The following is a 20103-nucleotide window of genomic DNA, read 5'->3' as shown; positions in this document are numbered from 1 at the left end:
CATAAGCCGTGTCCACCTCAGCAGTTCCCGATGCCCCCCGGTCCCCCGCCACGCTGGCAGTCCGCACGGGGCAGTACCAGGACCTCTCCGACCTGCACAGCGAAGGACTCGCTCTCACCGCGAGCTATCTGTTCGCCGATGCCGAAGACGCTGCCGAGAAGTTCGCCGGCAGACGCCCAGGCAACGTCTACGTGCGGTTCGGGAACCCGACCACGGCCGCCTTCGAAGAGCGGCTCGCCGCCATGGAACAGGCCGAGAGCGCGGTGGCGGTGGCCTCCGGAATGGCGGCGTTCAGCGCGCTCGCGCTCGCCCTGCTCAAGGCCGGGGACCATGTGGTCCTGGCGGACGGCATGTTCGGCACCACACCCCGGTTCTTCCAGACTTACATGGCCAAGTTTGGGGTGACCAGCACCGTGGTCGGGGTGCGCGATACCGCTGCCTGGGCCCGCGCGGTACGCGACGACACCGTGATGTTCATTGTGGAGACACCCACCAATCCGGTGATGGAGGTCGCGGACCTGCGGGCCCTCGGGGCGCTCGCGACCGCGAACGGGGTGCTTCTCGTCGTCGACAACACGCTGTGCACCCCGGTCTTCCAGAACCCGTTGTCGCTGGGCGCCGATCTCGTCGTCCACTCCACCGCGAAGTACATCGATGGCCAGGGGCGGTGCGGCGGAGGCATCCTCGCGGGCCGTAACGCACTGACGGAACAGATCCGGGACGTGCTCAGGACGGCCGGACCCAGCCCCAGCCCGTTCAACTCATGGGTCTTCCTGAAGAGTCTGGAGACCCTCGGTGCACGGATGCGTGAGCACGCCCGTGGTGGTCAGGCGGTCGCCGAATGGCTGCAGGAGCATCCGGCCGTCCATGAGGTGCACTACACCGGTCTCCGTACGCATCCGCAATGGGAGCTAGCCAACGCCCAGCAGTCCGGGCACGGCGGCCTGGTCAGCTTCACCGTGCGGGGCGGACGGGCTGCGGCCTGGAGTGTGCTGGACGGACTGCGCCTGATCTCCAACACCACCAACATCGGCGACACCAAGTCGATGGTCACTCACCCAGCCTCCACCACGCACGGCCGTCTCTCCGACGCCGACCGGTCCCGGGCCGGCGTCGTCGAAGGGATGCTTCGCGTCTCTGTCGGTCTGGAAGACCCGGCCGACGTGATCGCCGATCTCCGCCAGGCACTGGACCGGGCGCAGGAGCAGGGCCTGACCAGAGACGCGGACCCCGGCACGGCCGGGAATCCGGTCCGGACCGTTCGCCGTCCGGCGGAGCAGGAGGCCGTCGCATGACCGTGCTCCCACTTCCGGCGGGCCTTCGTGTCGGCATCGTCGACTTCATGACCGCTGGCCCGGACGGAACCGCGCGTCACCTGTTTTCCCGCGCGGTAGACCGGGCCGCCCAGCAGCTGGGCTGCACCGTCGAGACCACCGCGTACGGGGTCGACACCTCGCGCTCCGTGGATCTCTGCGGCATCGACTGGACGACGATCGGCCGGTACGACGCCCTCGTAGTCACCGGTAGCGAGCCACGCCACCGGAGCATCGGCGCGGAACCGCTCCTTCCCGTAGTGAAACGCCTTCTGGACGTCACCCGGTCCGACACGGAGGGCCCGACCTCCATCCTGTTCTCCTGCCAGTCCGCGCATGCCGCCCTGCACATCCGGCACGGGCTGCGCCGCCGACGGATGGACACCAAGTGCGTAGGAGTCTTCGACCACTGGGTGAGTACGACATGCCACCCCCTCACCGCAGGCATGAAGGGCGTCGTCCAGGTACCCCAGTCCCGCTGGAACACCGTCCCTTCCACGGAGCTTCGTGAGGCAGGCGTCACACCTGTCCTCGACTCCGTCGGGAGTGACTGGACAGTGGCTGCCTCCGCCGATGGCCTCCGTCACGTGTTCCTCCAGGGGCATCCCGAGTACCTGCCGGACACGCTGCTCCGCGAGTTCAGGCGAGACCTGCGCCGCTATCTCGCGGGCGAATCACCCACATTGCCCGACCTGCCGCACCGCACCTTCTCCCCATCCGTCGAGGCCACCTTGCGTAACTGCGTGGAACACGCCGCCGAGCACCGGGACATCAGGCAGCTCGACGTCTTCCCGCACCTGTCCGAACACGACGTGACGAGCGGCTGGACCGCCGACTCCCACCGGTTCTTCGCCAACTGGCTCCGCGGGGTACGCCATCGCATCCGCGTCCGCCCGACACCCGCCCGTATTCCTTCAGAACAGACAGGTGCCCCATGCTGACCTGGTCCTGGCCGACCGACCTCGGTCCGTACGCCACACATCTCGCGGACATGCTCGCCGCGAGCATCCGCGATGACGGCATCCTTGGTTACACCGAAGAACCCACCGCCGCCCAGCGCACGGCCTTCGCCGACGGTCTGGTCCGCCTGGTCGCGGAGGGCGGCGGGCATGTGCTCGTCGGTGAGGACGCCGACGGTCCCGCCGCCATGTGCGTCCTGCGCACCACCTCCATGCCGAACGGCCGGCACATCGCAGACGTCAGCAAGGCGTACCTCGACCCGCGGGTTCGCGGCACCACGGCCGTGCACCGCCTCGTTGCTGAGGTCTGCGACCGGGCCGGGGACATCGGAGTCGAGCTGTTCACTATCGATGTCCGCGAAGGCTCACCTGCGCACCGCGTCTGGTCCCGGTTCGGGTTCACCACCTACGGAGTGCTCGAGGACTACGTGCGGGTCCGTGAGGTCTCCCACCGAGGGCACTACATGTCGTGCCCCGTGCGCTCCCTGGCCGACACCGCGCGGGCCGCACTGAGCGCCCGCGCCGCCTGACTTCCCCCCCGAAGACCATCCAGGAGGGCCCCCGTGGCACCCACCTCACCTCCGCCGGACGCCGCCGCACCCCCGAAGGCCCCGAAGGCATCCCGCCGTTTCCTGCTCGTCGCCGTCACGGTGGGCTTCGCCATCGCGCTGCTCTCCTCCTCACTGAAGAACACGGTGAGCGCGTTCTACGTCTCCATGGCAGACAGCTTCGACGTCACCCGCGGCGGATTCGCCCTAGCGCCGTCCCTGTTCATGCTCACGTACGCGATTGCCTCGCCCCTGATGGGCTGGGCCGCCGACCGAATCGGCGCGCGCCGCGCCCTGACCGGAGGACTCGCCCTCGGGGCCGTACTCTTCGCCGCGGCGGGGATCGCGACTTCGTTCGGCCTGTTTACCGTGTTGTACGGGGTCGGGTTCGCGGTTGCCTATACCTCCATCTCGTACGTACCGCTCGGGGTCCTGGCCGACGAGATGTTCCCGCCGGAGCGGCGCGGCCTCGCGTACGCGGTGCTCATGAATGGCACCGCGGTCGGCTTCATCACTCTGCTCCCGCTGTGGATCGCGCTTGACGACGGCGAACGATGGCGGACCGTGTTTCTGGTGCTCGGCGCGGTGACCGCACTGCTCGCCGTGCTCGCGTTCATGCTGCTGCCCGGCGCCCCCCGCTCCGTCGCGGCTCAGACCGGGACAGCTGGTGGCGGAGGGCTGGCCAAGGTGCTGCGCTCGAAGGTCTTCTGGGTGGTGTCCGGGGCATTCTTCGGCTGCGGGATCACCATGGGGTTCGTCGACGTCCACCTGGTCGCGCACCTGGACCTCATGGGTATGGGCCAGGCGGTCGCCGGCACCACGGTGGCACTCCTGGGGGCCGCCGAGATCGCCGGAGCCCTGCTCGCCGGATACCTGTGCGACCGCGGCCACGCCGTCAAGGTCCTGGCCGGCAGCTACCTGCTGCGCTGCCTCTCCTTGGTGATTCTCGCGGCCTTCCCGACCGCCTTCGCCGCCGGGGTCTTCGGCCTCCTCTTCGGCCTCACCTACCTCGGCACGGTCATCGCCGGCTCGATGCTACTGCTCGACGGGCTCGACGCCCGGACCAAGGGCCTGGCCCTCGGCCTGATGTGGTTCGTCCACCAGATCGGCGCCTTCGCCGTGAGCGAGGCCGGCGGCATCAGCTACGACACCCTACGGACGTACGAGCCCGTCGTGGTCGCTTCGGCCGGCATCGCCGCGGTCTCCTGCCTGCTCGTCGCCGGGTTCCGGCGAAGCCTGGCCTCCCCGGACAAGGCACTCGAGGAGGCCGGCCGTGCTCGATGATCTGACCACCCTTCTGCCCGGTCCGGACCCTGCAGAACTACTGCGCCTCGTACGCGCCGAGGCCGGAACGATGACCGCCATCAGGCGGGACCTGCACGCCCACCCGGAAACCGGGCTTGACAACCCACGCACCCAGAGCGCCGTCCTAGCCGCATTGGAGGGCCTTGGTCTCGACATCGAGACGGGGGTCGGAGCCAGTTCGATCATCGCCACCCTGTACGGCAGACGCCCCGGCCGCACCGTACTGCTCAGAGCGGACACCGATGCCCTGCCGCTGACCGAGGAGACCGGGCTTCCCTTCGCCAGCCGTACCCCGGGCATCGCACACGCCTGTGGGCACGACGCGCACACCGCGATGCTGCTCGGCGCCGCGCGGGTTCTGGCAGGACCGCTCCGGAACCGGCTCACCGGCACCGTGCGGTTCGTCTTCCAGCCCGGCGAGGAAGGCTGCGGCGGCGCGGAGCACATGATCAAGGATGGGCTCCTCGCGGAACCCACCGACGCCGCGTTCGCGGTACACGTGAACCCGAACCTGCCCACCGGCATGGTCGCCACGCGACCTGGCGCCTTCTTCGCCTCCTGCGACGAGTTCGAGATCCTTCTGGTCGGGCAGGGAGGCCACGCCTCCATGCCGCATGCGTGCGTGGACCCGATCCAGGGCGCGCTCGCCCTGGGCACCGCGCTACTCGCCACCGTGCAGCGGGCCTTCCCGCCGCACACCCCGGTCGTGGTCAGCCTGGGTGCGGTCAACAGCGGCACCACGTCCAACGTCATTCCGGAGACCGCGGTCCTGAAGGGCACGCTGCGGACCTTCGACCCCGGCGTCCGCGCGGAAGCCTGGAAGCGCATTGCGTCCCTGGTCGACAACATCGCGCGAGCTCACCGTCTCGACGGTCGTCTCAGCCTCCGGTACGGCTGCCCGCCGACGGTCAACGAGCCCGGTCACGCGCGCGACGCCCTCGACCTTGCCGAGCAGCTCCTCGGTCCGGGACAGGCCCTCGAGCTCACCACACCGGTGATGGCGGCCGAGGACTTCGGGCTGATCCTTGAACGAGTCCCCGGGGCCCTGGTCCTGGTCGGAGCGTGCCCCCCGGACACCACCGACCCTGCCACAGCCGCGCCCTGCCATTCGGGCCGTCTACTCCTTGACGAAGAGTGCCTGGTCACCGGTGCCGCGCTGCACATCGCGGCAGCGCTCGCATGGACCCGTGGCCCGGTTCGCACCGGAGCCTCGACCACGACCGGGGAGTCAGGGACATGACCGCACCACCACACGATCCGCCGAATCCGGTGCCGCGGCCGGCGTGGAGACTGACAGGGCGGTATGTGGTCTGGTGGACGCGGTGGTATTCCCGCTCGATGTGGAAGGCCCAGTACTGGACGAAGTCGCCGTTGCTTTGTGGGGCGCGGAGTTTGCCCACTGCCGGCTGAAGCGGTCCCGAGCAAGGATCTACCACCACTTGGAACCAGATCACCGACCGCACTGTGGCAGTCCGCCGAAACAACCCACTCCCAAACGTGCCTCAAGCCCCTTACATAGCAGCTCAGTTGACAGCACCTTCCTAAAGTAAGGCAACGCAATCGCCGCCGACACGTGGAACACCGAGATCTGGAAGCCCGCTTTGGCCAGAGCAGGCGTCATAATGCCGCAGGTTAAGGGGGCGAAGCCGTGGCAGTGGCAAGCCGCTCCGAAGGACGGTTTCCGCGTGTTGAGGCACACGTATGCGTCCCTAGTCCTCGAGGCAGGCGAGTCGGTCGTGACGCTCGCCAAGTGGTTGGGACACTCGTCGCCGACCATCGCCCTCGACCACTACGCCCACTTCATGCCGGAGGCGGGGAAGAAGGGGCGCAGGGCGATCGATAGCCTTCTGGGGGAGCGGGAGGAGGTCTCTGGCGCAAACTCCCCAGATTCTCCCCAGGACCCGTCCTGAGTGCCCATCGTCCGGGCTGGTACACGTAAACAGCGAGGTGAGAGGCTCTATGTTCACCACCCGCCCCACCCTCCAGGGCACCTTCGGCATGGTGTCCTCCACCCACTGGCTGGCCTCCCAGTCGGCGATGGCCGTCCTGGAGGACGGCGGCAACGCCTACGACGCCGCCGCGGCGGGGGCGTTCGTGCTGCACGTCGTCGAGCCGCACCTCAACGGCCCGGCCGGTGAGGTCCCGATCCTGCTCGCCCCGGCGGGCGGCCCGGTACAGGTGCTGTGCGGGCAGGGCGTCACCCCGGCCGGAGCGAGTGTCGCGCACTACCGGGCGCTCGGTCTGGACCTGGTCCCGGGTACAGGCCCCCTCGCCGCCGCCGTGCCCGGTGCCTTCGACGCCTGGATGCTGCTCCTGAGGGACCACGGCACCAAGTCCCTCGCCGACGTGCTCAAGTACGCCGTCGGATACGCCGAACACGGGCACGCGCCCGTGGAGAACATCGGGGCGACCGTCGAGACCGTACGGGAGCTGTTCGAGACGGAGTGGACGTCGTCGGCGCAGGTGTATCTGCCGGACGGGCAGCCGCCGCGCCCCGGCCGGCTCCTGCACAACCCCGCCCTCGCCGCCACCTGGAAGCGGCTGCTCGCCGAGGTGGCCGGGGCGGGTGACCGGGAGGCACAGATCGACGCGGCCCGCGAGGTGTGGCGCACCGGATTCATCGCCGAGGCGCTCGTCCGGCAGGCCCGGCGGCCCACCCTGGACACCAGCGGCGAGCACCACACCGGCACCCTCACCGCCGACGACCTCGCCGGCTGGTCCGCGACGTACGAGACGCCGGTGACGTACGACTGGAACGGCTGGACCCTGTGCAAGGCCGGCCCCTGGAGCCAGGGCCCGGTGCTGCTCCAGCAGCTCGCGCTGCTCCCCGCCGAGCTGCCGCCCTACGGCTCCGCCGACTACGTCCACCTGCTGATCGAGGGCTGCAAGCTCGCCATGGCCGACCGGGAGGCCTGGTACGGGGACGCGGGCGAGGTGCCGCTCGGGGAACTGCTGTCCGCCGGGTACAACGCGGGGCGGCGGGCGCTCGTGGGCGACAAGGCCTCCCACGAGCTGCGGCCCGGCAGCCCCGGGGGCCGTACGCCACGCCTGTGCGGGCACGCGCGCGTGGTGGCCGACGACGAGGTCGCCGCCCCGGGTGCCGGTGAGCCGACCGTGGCCAAGCACTCCACGTCACCCGTGCCGGGGGAGCCCGAGGTGACCGCGGACGGGGCCACTCGCGGCGACACCTGTCACCTGGACGTCGTCGACCGCTGGGGCAACATGGTCGCGGCCACGCCCAGCGGCGGCTGGCTCCAGTCCAACCCCGTGGTGCCCGAGCTGGGCTTCCCGCTCGGCACCCGGCTCCAGATGTCCTGGCTGGAGGAGGGCCTGCCGGCCTCGCTGACGCCCGGCCGCCGCCCGCGCACCACGCTCTCGCCCTCGCTCGCCCTGCGCGACGGGGAGCCGGTCATGGCGTTCGGCACGCCCGGCGGCGACCAGCAGGACCAGTGGCAGCTGCACTTCTTCCTGGCCGTGGCGCTCCGCGAGCGGGTGCGCGGCGGCCTCGACCTCCAGGGCGCGATCGACGCCCCCAACTGGCACAACGACAGTTTCACCGGCTCCTTCCACCCGCGCGGTATGCGGCCGGGGAGCGTGACGGTCGAGTCTCGTATGGGCGCGGAGGTGATCGAGGAGCTGGTCGCACGGGGGCACCGGGTCACGGTCGGGGAGGCCTGGTCGGAGGGGCGGCTGTGCGCGGTCGCGCGGGATCCACGGACCGGGGTGCTGTCGGCGGGGGCCAATCCGCGGGGGATGCAGGGGTACGCCGTAGGGCGGTGACGATCATGGTGCGCCCGTCGCGAATCGGCCTATTCACGCCGATTCCACCCGGCATTTACCGGCCGGGCGGGGATTGTCAGTGCGGCGTGCTCTCATGGAGACATGATCGTAGACACGGAAACCATCGACGAGTTTCTCGCTCTCCACGCCTGTGACGTGGAGGAAGCCGTCCGTCAGGCCGCCGCTCAGGAGATCATGCCGCGCTGGCGCAGGCTCGCCGCGCACGAGGTCGACCAGAAGAGCGGACCGCACGACCTGGTGACGGACGCGGACCGCAGGGCCGAGCAGTACCTCACCGGAGCCCTCGGCGCGCTGCTGCCAGGCTCCCTCGTCGTCGGCGAGGAGGCGGTGGACGCCGACCCCGCGACCTACGGGGCGATACAGGGCGCGGCGCCCGTCTGGATCGTCGACCCCGTCGACGGCACCCGTCAGTTCGTGCACGGCGACCCCGGGTTCTGCACCCTGGTCGCGCTGGTGCAGAACGGCGAACTGCTCGCCTCCTGGACCTATGCCCCGGCCCGCGACCAACTCGCCACCGCGATACGCGGCCAGGGCGCCTTCTTCGAGGGTGAGCGGCTGCACGCCGGCGCGCCCGACCCCGGCCGGGACCTCCGCGTGGCCACCTCCCACCCGGACTACACCACCGACGAGCAGAAGCACGCCCTGCTCGGCCTGTGGACGGACGGCGTGGCGCCGCGCGCCTGCGGCTCGGCGGGCCTGGAGTATCTGGCCGTCGCCCGTGGCGACTTGGACGCCGTCGCGTTCAGTTGGGAGCTGGCATGGGATCACGCCGCGGGCCTGCTGCTGGTCGAGGAGGCGGGCGGCGCCCATCTGACCCTCTCCGGAGAGCCGTTCCGCGTGACCGGCGGCAACGCCCTGCCGTTCACGGCGGCGCGGGATGCGGCGACGGCGAGCAGGGTTCGGGAACTTCTGGAGCGAGGGGCAGCCTGACCCACCCAGGGGCGCGGGGCTGTATCGATATGCGGCTCCGCCGCGTGGGCGCGACAAGCCCCTCACGCCCCCGCACTCGCGATACGGACAGGCTGGACCGGGCTCCTGGGCGCACCCGGCATATCCTGACCCCGAGTGGCCATGGGCTGACGATAGGGGACCGAAACGTGCCGTCGATGCTCGATGCGGTCGTGGTGGGTGCGGGGCCGAACGGACTGACCGCTGCCGTGGAGCTGGCCCGGCGCGGCTTCTCCGTGGCCCTGTTCGAGGCGCGTGACACCATCGGCGGGGGAGCCCGTACCGAGGAGCTCACCCTCCCGGGGTTCCGCCACGACCCGTGTTCGGCGGCGCATCCGCTCGGCATCAACTCCCCGGCGTTCCGCGCTCTTCCGCTGGAGCGGTACGGCCTGCAGTGGCTGCACGCCGAGCTGCCCATGGCGCACCCGTTCCCCGACGGCACCGCCGCCGTGCTCTCCCGCTCGGTCGGAGAGACGGCCGCCTCGTTGGGGGCGCGGGACGCGGGCGCGTACCGCAGGCTGGTCGCGCCCTTCCTGCACCGATGGGACACCCTGGCCCGGGACTTCATGTCCCTGCCGCTGACCGCGCTGCCCCGGGACCCGCTCACCCTCGCCCGCTTCGGCCTCGTCGGACTGCCCCCGTCGACCTGGCTGACCCGCCGCTTCCGGGACGAGCGCGCCAAGACCCTGTTCGCCGGCCTCGTGGCCCACGTCATGGCCCCGCTGAACGGCTTCGCCACCGGCGCCGTGGGCCTGGTCTTCGCCCTGGCCGCGCACGCCCGCGGCTGGCCGGTCGCCCGGGGCGGCTCCCAGTCGATCTCGGACGCGCTGGCCGCGTATCTGTTGGACCTCGGCGGCACGATCCACACCGACTACGAGGTCAAGCGCCTCGACGACCTGCCGCCCGCGCGCGCGTACGTCTTCGACACCTCACCCACCGCCCTGGCCCGAATCGCCGGCCTCGGCCGCTTCTACGAGAACTACCGGTACGGCGCGGGCGTCTTCAAGATCGACTACGCGCTGGACGGACCGGTCCCCTGGGCCGCCGAGGAGGCCCGCCGCGCGGGGACGGTGCAGATCGGCGCCGACAGCGCGGAGATCGGTACCGCACTGCGCGCCGCGTCACGGGAGGGCAGGCCACCCGGCCGGCCGTTCATGATCACGGTCCAGCCCAGTGTCGCCGACCCGAGCCGGGCCCCGGCGGGAAAGCAGGTCTTCTGGACCTACGCCCATGTGCCCAACGGCTGGACCGGCGACCTCACGGACGCGATCGAGCGTCAACTGGAGCGTTTCGCCCCGGGTTTCCGCGACCGCGTCCTCGCCCGCGCCACGGCGGGCCCGCCCGAACTCGCCGCCCGCAACGCCAACTACGTCGGCGGCGACATCGGCGCCGGCGCGGCCTCCGGACTCCAGCTGATGCTGCGCCCCAGGCTGTCCCTGTTCCCGTACAGCACTCCGCATCCGGCGGTCTTCATCTGTTCCTCCGCCACCCCGCCCGGGCCCGGTGTGCACGGGATGTCGGGGCACAACGCGGCGAAGGCCGTCTGGAGAAGGCTGAGGCAGACATGACCACCATCACGCTCGTCCAGGGCGACATCACCCGCCAGGCCGCCGACGCCATCGTCAACGCCGCCAACTCCTCGCTGCTCGGCGGGGGCGGCGTGGACGGGGCCATCCACCGCCGGGGCGGTCCCGAGATCCTGGAGGAGTGCCGCAAGCTGCGCGCCTCCCACTACGGCAAGGGCCTGGCCACAGGCAAGGCGGTCGCCACCACGGCCGGCGAACTGGACGCCCGCTGGGTCATCCACACCGTAGGACCCGTCTTCAGCCACAGTGAGGACCGCTCCGACCTCCTCGCCTCCTGCTACCGCGAATCCCTGCGCGTGGCCGACGAGTTGGGCGCCCGCACAGTCGCCTTCCCGGCCATCTCCACGGGCGTCTACCGCTGGCCGGTGGAGGACGCGGCGCGAATCGCGGTGGAGGCGGTGCGGACGGCGGAGACCTCGGTCGAAGAGGTGACCTTCGTTCTCTTCGACGAGCGGGCGTACGGGGCGTTCGCCGATCTCATTGGTTGAGAATTCACCTACCCGGATGAACTTTGGTAAGCCTTACCTTATATATTGGCGCGGTCCTGGTCGCCGTGTTCAGTGCGCGGGGCGTGAACGACCCCACCGCGCGACGGGACACAGATACGCACCACTTCCCGAGGGCTCCTCGCGACGCTCGCCCTCACGCCTCTGCTGGCCGGCTGTTTCGCCTCGGCCGAGAACGCCGCGGGGGAGTCCGGCGGCCGGCTGCGGGTCGCGCTCGCCATGCCGCCGGTGCAGGCCCTGTGCCGTACAGGAGCCGGCGCCGGTCTGATCACCCGGACGGCCCGCCCGAGGTCGCCTCCCTCCCGGCCCAGGGATCTGCTGGCCTCAGCGGAGCAGGAGGGAGCACGGCATGGCGAGTGACGGGGAACCCTCGGGCGCCGAGCGGGACGAACTGGAGCGGCTGCGGGCCCGCGTCGAGGCGCTGGAGGCCGAGCGCGCCGCGCGTCCGCGACGGCACCGTGTCAAGTCGCTGCTCGCCGCCGTGCTGATCGTCCTCGGCTGCATCCTCACACCGCTGGGCGCCCTCGCCGCGTGGACCGCCGACATCACGCGGGACAGCGACCGCTACGTCGAGACAGTCGAACCCCTCGCGCGTGACCGGGACATCCAGAACGCCGTGGCGGGGCGGGTCAGCGATGCCGTGATGGCCCACCTCGACCTGAAGGCACTGCTGTCGCAGACCCCCGTCGCGGATCGGCCGCTGGTGGAGAAGGCCCTCGGGAAGCTGGGCGGTTCGCTGGAGAACGCGGTCCGCAGCTTCGTGCACGACAAGGCGCAGGCCGTCATTGCCTCGGACACCTTCGACCGGATCTGGGCCGATGCCAACCGCCGGGTTCACAAGGCCGTCGTCAAGGCGCTGACCGGCGAGGGCGGCGGTGCCGTGAAGGTGGAGGGCGACGCGGTGACCATCGACCTCGGCCCGGTCGTCGAACAGGTCAAACAGCGTCTCGTCGATGACGGCATGACGGTCGCCGGGAAGATCCCCGAGATCCACACCGACTTCACCCTCATCAAGTCGGAGGACATCGGCCAGGCCCGTACCGGGTTCCGGCTGCTCCAGCTCACCGGATTCTGGCTCCCGATCGTCTCGGTGCTGCTGATCGCGGGCGGGGTCCTGCTGGCCACGCACCGCCGCCGGGCCCTGATCGCCGGCGCGCTCGGCTTCGCCTTCGCCGCCGGCCTGCTCGGCATCGCCCTGACCGTCTTCCGCATGGTGTACCTCGACGCCCTGCCCTCCGGCATCTCGCAGCCCGCCGCCGAGGCCGTGTACGACACGATGGTCCGCTTCCTGCGCACCGGCGTCCGTGTGGCGATCGCCCTCGGTCTCGTGGTCGCCCTCGCCACCTGGCTCACCGGACCCGGCCGCCGGGCCGGATTCGTACGGCAGATGTGGCACGCGGGCATCGGAGCCGTCCGCTCGACGGCCGACAGGGCGGGCCTGCGCACCGGCCGGGTGGGACGCTTCACCTGCCGTCACCGCACCTGGATCTCCTGGGTGCTGGTGGCAGCGGCGGTCCTGGCCTTCGTGCTGTGGCCGTACCCGACCGGCTGGGTCGTCGTCGGCCTGGCCCTCACCCTGCTCTTCGCGCTCGCGATCGTCGACTTCGTGGCCGAGGACGAGGCTACGACGGCCTAGGACCGACTCCGTCACGTCGCTGATCCCCAGCCGCAGATGCTCCACGTGATGGACGGCCTGGTGGAGGAGTTCGGTGACATGGTGGTCGTGCAGCGCGCACACGACCGAACGGCCGCGCCGCTCGCCCACCCCTCCCGCCTGCTGATCCCGCAACCTGGGCCGGTGGACAGGGCCTGGAGGGCACCCGCGTATCCACCACACTCGTCCCCGCCCATGCCCCCGCACCCGCCCCGGCGGCCTCCGCCGCCGTACCCGGATCCTCGCCCTGCCCGAGGCCCGCTGGGCGATCGCCGCGACCCTCGCCTTCCTGCTGGGCCTCGCCCCAAGGTGCTCTTCGTCGGCGACGGCGTCAACGACGCCCCCGCCCTCGCCGCCGCCCACTCCGGGATCGCCATGGGCCGCGCGGGCTCCGACCCGGCCCTGGAGACGGCGGACGCCGTGGTCGTGCGGGACGACCTGACGACCGTGCCCGCGGTGGTACGACTGTCCCGGGCCGCCCGTCGGCTGGTGCTGCAGAACCTCGTCATCGCGGGCGTGTTCATCACCGGCCTGGTGCTGTGGGACCTGATCGGCCACCTTCCCCTGCCGCTCGGCATGGCGGGCCACGAGGGCTCGACCGTGCTGGTCGGGCTCATGGGCTCGGGCTTCTGCGTGAATCGGCATGGTCCCAGGACCGTCGAGGTTGATGTCGGATCCTCGCCAGCCTTCCCCCGGCGCGTGCTCGATGCTGGACGCATGCAGAAGGGGATGCACACCGAGACCGAGCACTGCGTGCGGGCCGTCCAGGGCAAGGACGCGCGCTTCGACGGCTGGTTCTACACAGCCGTTCTGACCACCGGGATCTACTGCCGGCCGAGCTGTCCGGTGGTCGCGCCCAAGCCGGAGAACATGGTGTTCCACCCGAGCGCGGCCGCCTGTCAGCAGGCCGGCTTCCGGGCCTGCAAAAGGTGCCGCCCGGACGCCAGCCCGGGCTCCCCGGAGTGGAACCAGCGCGCCGACCTCGTGGCCCGCGCCATGCGGCTGATCGCCGACGGGGTCGTGGACCGTGAGGGCGTGCCCGGCCTCGCCGCCCGGCTCGGCTACAGCACCCGGCAGGTCGAACGCCAGCTCCTCGCCGAACTGGGCGCGGGCCCGCTCGCGCTGGCCCGCGCCCAACGCGCCCAGACAGCCCGCCTGTTGATCGAGACGACCCCGCTGCCGATGGCGGAGATCGCCTTCGCCGCCGGCTTCTCCTCCATCCGCACCTTCAACGACACCGTGCGCGAAGTCTTCGCGCTCGCGCCCAGCGAGCTACGGGCGCGCGCGCCCCGCCCGGGACACACGCCCGGAGCGCTGGCGCTCCGCCTGCCGTTCCGCGCCCCCCTCAACCCCGACAACCTCTTCGGCCACCTCGCCGCCACCGCGGTACCGGGCGTGGAGGAGTGGCGGGACGGCGCCTACCGACGCACCCTGCGCCTCCCGTACGGCCACGGCATCGCCTCCCTCACCCCGAGGCCCGACCACATCGCCTGCCGCCTCACACTCAGCGACCTGCGCGATCTGACCGTCGCCATCAGCCGCTGCCGCCGCCTGCTCGACCTGGACGCCGATCCGGTCGCCATCGACGAGCAGCTCAGCACGGACGAGCTGCTCGCGCCGCTGGTCGCCAAGGCCCCGGGACGGCGCGTACCGCGCACGGTCGACGAGGCGGAGTTCGCCGTACGGGCCGTGCTCGGCCAGCAGGTCTCCACGGCCGCCGCACGCACCCACGCGGCCCGCCTGGTCACCGCGCACGGCGAGGCGGTCGACGACCCCGAGGGCGGCCTCACCCACCTCTTCCCGGTGCCCGAGGCACTGGCGGCGGCGGACCCGGAGTCACTGGCGATGCCACGCACCCGCCGTACGACCTTCACCACCCTGGTCGGCCAACTCGCCGACGGAAGCCTGCACCTGGGCGTGGAGAGCGACTGGGAGGAAACACGCGGCCGACTGCTCGCCCTCCCCGGATTCGGCCCCTGGACGGTCGACGTCATCGCGATGCGGGCCCTCGGCGACCCCGACGCCTTCCTCCCGACGGACCTCGGAATCCGCCGCGCGGCAGGGGAGTTGGGCCTGCCCTCCACCCCCGCCGCCCTCACCGCACGCGCCGCCGCCTGGCGGCCCTGGCGGGCGTACGCCGTCCAGTACCTGTGGGCGACCGACAGCCACCCGATCAACTTCCTTCCGGTCTAAGGACGTTCCATGCATCAGCACACCGTGATCGACAGTCCGTACGGCCCGCTCACCCTGGTCGCCGACGACGGCGTCCTGTGCGGCCTCTACATGACCGAGCAGCGCCACCGGCCACCGGAGGAGACCTTCGGCACCCGCGACGACACCCTGTTCGGAGCCGCAGAGGAACAACTGGAGGCCTATTTCGCGGGCGAGTTGAAGGAGTTCGCCCTCGAACTGCGCCTGAACGGCACACCGTTCCAGCGCAGCGTCTGGGACCAGCTCCGCAGGATCCCCTACGGCGAGACCCGCTCGTACGGCGATCTCGCCGACGCCCTCGGCAACCCCGGTGCCTCCCGGGCGGTCGGTCTCGCCAACGGCAAGAACCCGATCGGCATCATCGTCCCCTGCCACCGCGTGGTCGGAGCCAACGGCAGCCTCACCGGGTACGGCGGCGGCCTCGACCGCAAGCAGCGGCTGCTGGAGTTCGAGGGCGGATCGGCGCTGTTCTAGGGGGTGTTTTGAAGATCTTGCTTGGACCGCCCCGATCGCCCAGGTTCGCCGGCAAAAGTCGATCGGGGCAATCCGGTGCAAGTCGGGCGGGTTTTCAAGATTCTCAGTGGTCTCCTAGGCCGCCGGTTCACCGGCCCGCTCCGCCGCGCCGCGCTCCACGCAGAACTCGTTGCCCTCCGGATCGGCGAGGACCGCCCAGCCCCTGCCGTCCGGGGTGCGGCGGTCGTCGACCATCGTGGCGCCGAGGGCGAGCAGCCGCTCGACCTCCTCGTCCCGGGTGCGGTCCTCGGGCTGAAGGTCCAGGTGCACCCGGTTCTTGACGGTCTTCGGTTCCGGGACGGTGACGAACAGCAGGCCCGCGCCCTCGATCAGCGCGTCCTCGTCCCCCGGCTTGTTGTCCTCGTGCACGGGCAGGCCCAGCACCTGGGACCAGAAGCCGGCGAGGCGGTAGGCGTCGGCGGAGTCGATCGTCACATGGCGGATGACAGAGGTCATGATCGCATTCTGGGCTACTCGCCGAGCCCGCGCAGCAGACTCGGCAGCGCGCTGCCGATCGGCTCCCGGATCACCTCGTCGGCGAGTTCGTCGTACGGCGTCGGCTCGGCGTTGACGATGACGAGCCGTGCGCCGTGGTCGGCGGCGACCCCGGCGAGGCCGGCCGCGGGCTGCACCTGGAGGCTGGTGCCGACCGCGATGAACACCTGGCACGCCTTGGTGATCGCGACCGCCTCGCCGAGCACCACCGGATCGAGGCGCTCACCGAACATCACCGTGGCCGACTTCAGGATCCCCCCGCACTCCAGGCACAGCGGATCCTCCTCACCGGCCTCGACCCGGGCGATCGCGTCCTCCATCGGGCCGCGCGCATGGCACTTGGTGCACACCACGCTGCGCGCGCTGCCGTGCAGTTCGAGCACCTTGCGGGCCGGCATCCCGGCGAGCTGGTGCGGCCCGTCCACGTTCTGCGTGATCACCCGGACCGGCACCCCGGAGCGATCGAGCTCGGCGACCGCGTGGTGCGCGGCGTTCGGCTCGGCCTTCAGCGTGCGGTTCTTGCGCCGCATCCGCCAGGAGCGCCGACGGATCTCCGGGTCGCCCATGTAGTACTCGTACGTCACCAGCTTCTCGGCGTCCGGGTCCCGCCGCCACAGACCGTTGGGCCCGCGGTAGTCGGGGATCCCGGAGTCCGTGCTGATACCGGCGCCGCTGAGGATGGCGACGAGGGGCTTGGTCATGCCACCGAGGGTAGGCGGGGGCCCCGGGTGCGGCGAACGGATATTCGGGTCGCGGGACACACGCCGGTGTTATCGTCCGCGCATGGCCAAGGTCACCGTCTCCCTCGACGCCGAACTCGTCGTCGAAGTCATGGTCCTCGCGGGCGTGGGCAGCCCCCAGGACGCCGTGGAACTCGTCGTCCGCGACTACATCGCGCGCGGTCACCGCACCGAGGCCCGCATCGCCGAACGCGACGACGCGCTGCGCGAGGTGGACGCCAAACCCCGGGACGTCGAGGGCTGAACCCCGTCGGGCCGGATCAGCCGACCCGGTGTCGGTTCTCCAGTTCCGCCGTGGAGCTCGTCGTCCGCGACCACATCGCGCGCGGTCACCGCACCGAGGCCCGCCTCGTCGAAGGCGCCCACGGTCACCTCGGTCGATACGGGCGTCGAACTGACCGTCACCTTCGGTGACCTGAGCGAAACGGTCGGGGCCACCCACAAACTCACCGTCCGGCTCGCGTGAAGGGGGCAGGCCCGCGTACCGGCCCGCGTACCCTCCCCGTCCTCGCCGCCGACGTCGTCCTGCTGACGGCGTCGCCCGCGTCGGCCGCCGTCACCTGGGACGGCGACGCGGCGGGCGGCACCGGGGCCTTCGCGACGACCCCCCCGCTACCACGGCGCACCTGGGACAGCCTGACAAACCCCAGTGGGGCACGGACGGCGCCGAGATCGAAGGTCGGCACGACGTACGCGGACGTCGCGCCCTGACCGTCACTCAGCGCCGACCAGCCGCACCGTCCGCTCCGCCAGCTCGCTGATCCGCACCCCGTCGAACCCGAACACCGCACTGCGCACCGTGTCCTCCAACGGGTCCCGCCACTGCGCGGGAATCGCCTCCGCCCCGGTCAGCACCCCGGCCACGGAACCGGCGGTGGCCCCGTTGGAGTCGGTGTCCAGACCACTCCGCACCGTCAGTGTGATGGTGCGGGTGAAGTCGCCGTCGCCGTACAGGAGGCCCGCGGTGAGGACGGCGGCGTTCGGGACGGTGTGGATCCAGCCGAGCCCCGCCGTCTCCTCGGCCACGGTGGTGAGGGTGTCCTCCCAGGTCATCCGGGTGTCGTGGAGCGAGATCACCCGGCGCACCGTGCGCGCGAGGCGGCTGCTCGCCGGGATCACGGTGAGCGACTCGTTCAGGGCGTGCCGCACGGTGGGCGCGCTGAACGCCGCCGAGACCAGCGCCGCCGCCCACATCGCGCCGTACACACCGTTGCCGGTGTGCGACAGCACCGCGTCCCGGCGGGCGAGGGAGGCGGCGCGGCTCGGCGCGGCGGGGCAGGTCCAGCCGTAGATGTCGGCCCGGATCAGGGCGCCGATCCACTCCTGGTACGGGTTCTCGTAGGTGGCGGTCAGCGGCGGCTTGAGCCCGTTGGCGAGGTTCCGGTACGCCGCCCGCTCGGCGGTGAAGGTCTGGAGGTACGGCAGCCGCAGCAGCCACCGGTCGCCGACCTGCTCGGTGCTGAACGCGAAGCCGTGGGTCTCCAGCAGGTCCAGGCCGAGGATGGCGTAGTCGACGTCGTCGTCGCGGCAGCTGCCGTGGATCCGGCCGCGCACGCACTGGCGCCACTCCGGGCGCAGCTCGAGGACGTCGTCCTCGCCGGGCGGCGGCTCGGGCAGGTAGTCGGTGAGCGGCAGCGCGGCGGCCCGCCGCAAGTAACGGTCGATCCGGTCCCGCGTCCACAGGTCGCCCTGCTCGACCGGCTTCCCCAGCATGTTCCCGGCGATCCGGCCCAGCCAGCCCCCGAGAACGCGGTCGGCGAGCTCTGGCTCGGTGCCCACAGGGGTCATACGACCGGTCTACCCGATTCCGGGGGGTGCGGACAGCGGGGCGGGGCCGGGCCGTGTGGTTCCGGTTCAGGGGGCGCCTCGGTTGCGGCCGGCTTGCGAGGGGGTGGATGCGGTCCAGGGACCGGGCGGGGCATGACGGCGGGGGTGTCCTGCGGTTAAGGTCGCAGCGGCGCGACTGGCCTTGACATGCGCGAGGCCCGGAGAGCAAGGGGATCACAGGTGACACAGCGCGTGCTCATCGCCGCGGACAAGTTCAAGGGCTCGCTGACGGCCGTACAGGTCGCCGAGCGGGTGACGGCCGGACTGCGGCAGGTCGTGCCCGACGTCGACGTCGAGGCGCTGCCCGTGGCCGACGGCGGCGACGGCACCGTGGACGCCGCGGTCGCGGCCGGGTTCGAGCGGCACGAGGTACGGGTCGCGGGACCCCTCGGTGACGAGGTCACGGCGGCGTTCGCGCTGCGCGGTGACACGGCGGTCGTCGAGATGGCGGAGGCCAGCGGGCTCCAGCGGCTCCCGGCGGGCGTCTTCGCGCCCCTGACGGCCTCCACGTACGGCTCCGGGGAGCTGCTGCGGGCCGCCCTCGACGCGGGCGCGCGGACGATCGTCTTCGGCGTGGGCGGCAGCGCTACGACCGACGGCGGCGCCGGCATGCTCTCCGCGCTGGGGGCGCGTTTCCTGGACGCGGACGGCGAGCCGGTGTCGCCGGGTGGCGGGGGACTGGGCGACCTGGCCTCGGCGGATCTGTCGGGCCTGGATGCGCGTCTGTCCTCCGTCGAGCTGGTGCTCGCGAGCGACGTCGACAACCCCCTGACGGGTCCCAAGGGCGCCCCTGCCGTGTACGGCCCCCAGAAAGGTGCCTCGCCGGACGACGTGGCGACGCTGGACGCGGCGCTCGCGCACTTCGCGAAGGTGCTGGAGGGGGCGATCGGCTCCAAGGCCGCCGAGTACGCGGCCTCGCCGGGCGCGGGTGCGGCGGGCGGCATCGGTTACGGCGCGTTGCTTCTCGGTGCCCGGTTCCGGCCCGGTATCGAGGTCATGCTCGACGTGCTGGGCTTCGCGCCCGCGCTGGAGCGGGCGGACCTGGTGATCACCGGGGAGGGCTCGCTGGACGAGCAGACGCTGCACGGCAAGGCGCCGGCGGGGGTCGCGGCGGCGGCCCGGGCTGCGGGCAAGGAGGTCGTGGCGGTGTGCGGCCGGCTGGCGCTGCCCCCGGAGGCGCTCGGCCGGGCGGGGATCCGCCGCGTGTACGCCCTGACGGAGATCGAGCCCGACGTCGCGAAGTGCATCGCGGACGCCGGTCCCATCCTGGAACGCTCGGCGTCCCGAATCGCCGAGGACTTCCTGCGCTGACGGAGAGCAGTTTCTCGCCCCCGCCGCCCCTACCCGTCCCCTCCCCCAGAGGGGGGACCCCAGCAGGGGCTGCCGCCCCTTCAACCCCCTCCAGGGGGCTCTGCCCCCTGGAGGCCCGCTCCTCACACGCCGGAGGGGCTGATTTCACGGCCCTCCGCCTTCGAACGGCGAGGGGCTGATCTTTAGCCCGTCCGGCGTTTGAGGACGAGGCCCCTTCAGGGCCGAAGCGAGGGTCTGGGGGCGGCAGCCCCCAGGGCTGGGACGGGTAGGGGCGGCGGGGGCGGAAAACAAAGGGCCCCGAACCGTAACCCGGACGCTGTTGGTTAATCCGGGGCCCTGCGTGACGTCGGCCTTCGAGACCCGGTTGTGGTCTTGAAGGCCGACGT

18 protein-coding genes and 2 pseudogenes are annotated in these 20103 nt (G+C 71.5%); 16 read left to right on the top strand and 4 right to left on the bottom strand.

All coding sequences use genetic code 11. From position 1 onward, the window contains the following. Positions 1 to 8 precede the first annotated feature (8 nt). From RMT89_RS19960 to RMT89_RS19915, 10 genes are all read left to right on the top strand, one after another. Entirely contained in the window at positions 9 to 1295 is a 1287-nt protein-coding gene (locus RMT89_RS19960) for an O-succinylhomoserine sulfhydrylase (RefSeq protein WP_315885095.1), read from the top strand. Beyond that, a complete protein-coding gene (locus RMT89_RS19955; RefSeq protein ID WP_315885094.1) occupies positions 1292 to 2254 on the top strand; it encodes a homoserine O-succinyltransferase in 963 nt (320 codons plus the stop codon). Before RMT89_RS19960 ends, RMT89_RS19955 begins: the two co-directional genes overlap by 4 nt. Next, entirely contained in the window at positions 2248 to 2802 is a 555-nt protein-coding gene (locus RMT89_RS19950; protein WP_315885093.1) for a hypothetical protein, read from the top strand. Before RMT89_RS19955 ends, RMT89_RS19950 begins: the two co-directional genes overlap by 7 nt. A 33-nt stretch (positions 2803 to 2835) precedes the next feature. After that, on the top strand, positions 2836 to 4104 hold the full coding sequence (locus RMT89_RS19945; protein WP_315885092.1) for an MFS transporter: 1269 nt from the start codon (positions 2836 to 2838) through the stop codon (positions 4102 to 4104). Further along, positions 4094 to 5365, top strand: a complete 1272-nt coding sequence (locus RMT89_RS19940) for a M20 family metallopeptidase (RefSeq protein WP_315885091.1) — start codon at positions 4094 to 4096, stop codon at positions 5363 to 5365. The genes RMT89_RS19945 and RMT89_RS19940 overlap by 11 nt, the downstream gene beginning before the upstream one ends. Positions 5366 to 6084: 719 nt before the next feature. Beyond that, positions 6085 to 7905 (top strand): gamma-glutamyltransferase, encoded by a 1821-nt coding sequence (locus RMT89_RS19935; protein ID WP_315885090.1) that lies wholly within the window; start codon positions 6085 to 6087, stop codon positions 7903 to 7905. Between the two features lie 102 nt (positions 7906 to 8007). Next, the gene (locus RMT89_RS19930) at positions 8008 to 8856 is read left to right on the top strand and encodes an inositol monophosphatase family protein (RefSeq protein ID WP_315885089.1); all 849 of its coding nucleotides are present in this window, start codon (positions 8008 to 8010) and stop codon (positions 8854 to 8856) included. 176 nt (positions 8857 to 9032) lie between these two features. Then, positions 9033 to 10442, top strand: coding sequence for an NAD(P)/FAD-dependent oxidoreductase (locus RMT89_RS19925; protein ID WP_315885088.1), 1410 nt, complete (start codon positions 9033 to 9035; stop codon positions 10440 to 10442). Then, positions 10439 to 10948 (top strand): O-acetyl-ADP-ribose deacetylase, encoded by a 510-nt coding sequence (locus RMT89_RS19920; RefSeq protein WP_315885087.1) that lies wholly within the window; start codon positions 10439 to 10441, stop codon positions 10946 to 10948. The genes RMT89_RS19925 and RMT89_RS19920 overlap by 4 nt, the downstream gene beginning before the upstream one ends. Before the next feature lie 367 nt (positions 10949 to 11315). After that, positions 11316 to 12602 carry a hypothetical protein gene (locus RMT89_RS19915; RefSeq protein WP_315885086.1) on the top strand — a complete coding sequence of 429 codons (1287 nt, stop codon included), beginning with the start codon at positions 11316 to 11318 and terminating at the stop codon, positions 12600 to 12602. 6 nt (positions 12603 to 12608) lie between these two features. On the opposite strand, the pseudogene RMT89_RS19910 reads toward RMT89_RS19915, so the two are convergent. Next, positions 12609 to 12734, bottom strand: a pseudogene (locus RMT89_RS19910) (transcriptional regulator); the annotation flags it as partial. A gap of 192 nt (positions 12735 to 12926) precedes the next feature. Here RMT89_RS19910 and RMT89_RS19905 point away from each other — a divergent pair. The 3 genes and pseudogenes from RMT89_RS19905 to RMT89_RS19895 all read left to right on the top strand — a co-directional run. Beyond that, positions 12927 to 13288: pseudogene (locus RMT89_RS19905) on the top strand (heavy metal translocating P-type ATPase); the annotation flags it as partial. A 61-nt stretch (positions 13289 to 13349) separates the two neighbouring features. After that, the gene (locus RMT89_RS19900; RefSeq protein ID WP_315885154.1) at positions 13350 to 14813 is read left to right on the top strand and encodes an AlkA N-terminal domain-containing protein; all 1464 of its coding nucleotides are present in this window, start codon (positions 13350 to 13352) and stop codon (positions 14811 to 14813) included. A 9-nt stretch (positions 14814 to 14822) separates the two neighbouring features. Continuing rightward, positions 14823 to 15305, top strand: a complete 483-nt coding sequence (locus tag RMT89_RS19895; protein WP_315885085.1) for a methylated-DNA--[protein]-cysteine S-methyltransferase — start codon at positions 14823 to 14825, stop codon at positions 15303 to 15305. Positions 15306 to 15419: 114 nt separating this feature from the next. On the opposite strand, the gene RMT89_RS19890 is transcribed toward RMT89_RS19895, so the two are convergent. Together RMT89_RS19890 and RMT89_RS19885 are read right to left on the bottom strand one after the other, a co-directional pair. Further along, the gene (locus RMT89_RS19890) at positions 15420 to 15800 is read right to left on the bottom strand and encodes a VOC family protein (protein WP_315885084.1); all 381 of its coding nucleotides are present in this window, start codon (positions 15798 to 15800) and stop codon (positions 15420 to 15422) included. Positions 15801 to 15814: 14 nt separating this feature from the next. Next, on the bottom strand, positions 15815 to 16540 hold the full coding sequence (locus tag RMT89_RS19885; protein WP_315885083.1) for a Sir2 family NAD-dependent protein deacetylase: 726 nt from the start codon (positions 16538 to 16540) through the stop codon (positions 15815 to 15817). Between the two features lie 82 nt (positions 16541 to 16622). On the opposite strand from RMT89_RS19885, the gene RMT89_RS19880 reads away from it, so the two are divergent. After that, positions 16623 to 16823 (top strand): type II toxin-antitoxin system VapB family antitoxin, encoded by a 201-nt coding sequence (locus tag RMT89_RS19880; protein ID WP_315885082.1) that lies wholly within the window; start codon positions 16623 to 16625, stop codon positions 16821 to 16823. Between the two features lie 218 nt (positions 16824 to 17041). Further along, entirely contained in the window at positions 17042 to 17290 is a 249-nt protein-coding gene (locus RMT89_RS19875) for a hypothetical protein (protein ID WP_315885081.1), read from the top strand. Positions 17291 to 17293: 3 nt separating this feature from the next. On the opposite strand, the gene RMT89_RS19870 is transcribed toward RMT89_RS19875, so the two are convergent. After that, positions 17294 to 18367, bottom strand: coding sequence for an ADP-ribosylglycohydrolase family protein (locus RMT89_RS19870; RefSeq protein ID WP_315885080.1), 1074 nt, complete (start codon positions 18365 to 18367; stop codon positions 17294 to 17296). Positions 18368 to 18553: 186 nt separating this feature from the next. Here RMT89_RS19870 and RMT89_RS19865 point away from each other — a divergent pair, with 186 nt between their 5' ends. Beyond that, positions 18554 to 19717 carry a glycerate kinase gene (locus RMT89_RS19865; RefSeq protein WP_315885079.1) on the top strand — a complete coding sequence of 388 codons (1164 nt, stop codon included), beginning with the start codon at positions 18554 to 18556 and terminating at the stop codon, positions 19715 to 19717. The last annotated feature ends 386 nt before the right edge of the window (positions 19718 to 20103 follow it).

It is taken from the genome of Streptomyces sp. P17 (genome assembly GCF_032436805.1).
Classification (GTDB): Bacteria; Actinomycetota; Actinomycetes; order Streptomycetales; family Streptomycetaceae; genus Streptomyces.
Note: the sequence above shows the minus strand (reverse complement) of the source record. Positions and strands in the feature narration are given on the sequence as shown.

Excerpts from the sequence above, each read along its gene's own strand:
- RMT89_RS19955 (WP_315885094.1), top strand. The coding sequence starts at position 1,292 with ATGACCGTGCTCCCACTTCCGGCGGGCCTTCGTGTCGGCATCGTCGAC.
- RMT89_RS19950 (WP_315885093.1), top strand. The coding sequence starts at position 2,248 with ATGCTGACCTGGTCCTGGCCGACCGACCTCGGTCCGTACGCCACACAT.
- RMT89_RS19935 (WP_315885090.1), top strand. The coding sequence starts at position 6,085 with ATGTTCACCACCCGCCCCACCCTCCAGGGCACCTTCGGCATGGTGTCC.
- RMT89_RS19930 (WP_315885089.1), top strand. The coding sequence starts at position 8,008 with ATGATCGTAGACACGGAAACCATCGACGAGTTTCTCGCTCTCCACGCC.
- RMT89_RS19925 (WP_315885088.1), top strand. The coding sequence starts at position 9,033 with ATGCTCGATGCGGTCGTGGTGGGTGCGGGGCCGAACGGACTGACCGCT.
- RMT89_RS19920 (WP_315885087.1), top strand. The coding sequence starts at position 10,439 with ATGACCACCATCACGCTCGTCCAGGGCGACATCACCCGCCAGGCCGCC.
- RMT89_RS19915 (WP_315885086.1), top strand. The coding sequence starts at position 11,316 with ATGGCGAGTGACGGGGAACCCTCGGGCGCCGAGCGGGACGAACTGGAG.
- RMT89_RS19900 (WP_315885154.1), top strand. The coding sequence starts at position 13,350 with ATGCACACCGAGACCGAGCACTGCGTGCGGGCCGTCCAGGGCAAGGAC.
- RMT89_RS19895 (WP_315885085.1), top strand. The coding sequence starts at position 14,823 with ATGCATCAGCACACCGTGATCGACAGTCCGTACGGCCCGCTCACCCTG.
- RMT89_RS19890 (WP_315885084.1), bottom strand. The coding sequence starts at position 15,800 with ATGACCTCTGTCATCCGCCATGTGACGATCGACTCCGCCGACGCCTAC.
- RMT89_RS19885 (WP_315885083.1), bottom strand. The coding sequence starts at position 16,540 with ATGACCAAGCCCCTCGTCGCCATCCTCAGCGGCGCCGGTATCAGCACG.
- RMT89_RS19880 (WP_315885082.1), top strand. The coding sequence starts at position 16,623 with ATGGCCAAGGTCACCGTCTCCCTCGACGCCGAACTCGTCGTCGAAGTC.
- RMT89_RS19870 (WP_315885080.1), bottom strand. The coding sequence starts at position 18,367 with ATGACCCCTGTGGGCACCGAGCCAGAGCTCGCCGACCGCGTTCTCGGG.
- RMT89_RS19865 (WP_315885079.1), top strand. The coding sequence starts at position 18,554 with ATGCGCGAGGCCCGGAGAGCAAGGGGATCACAGGTGACACAGCGCGTG.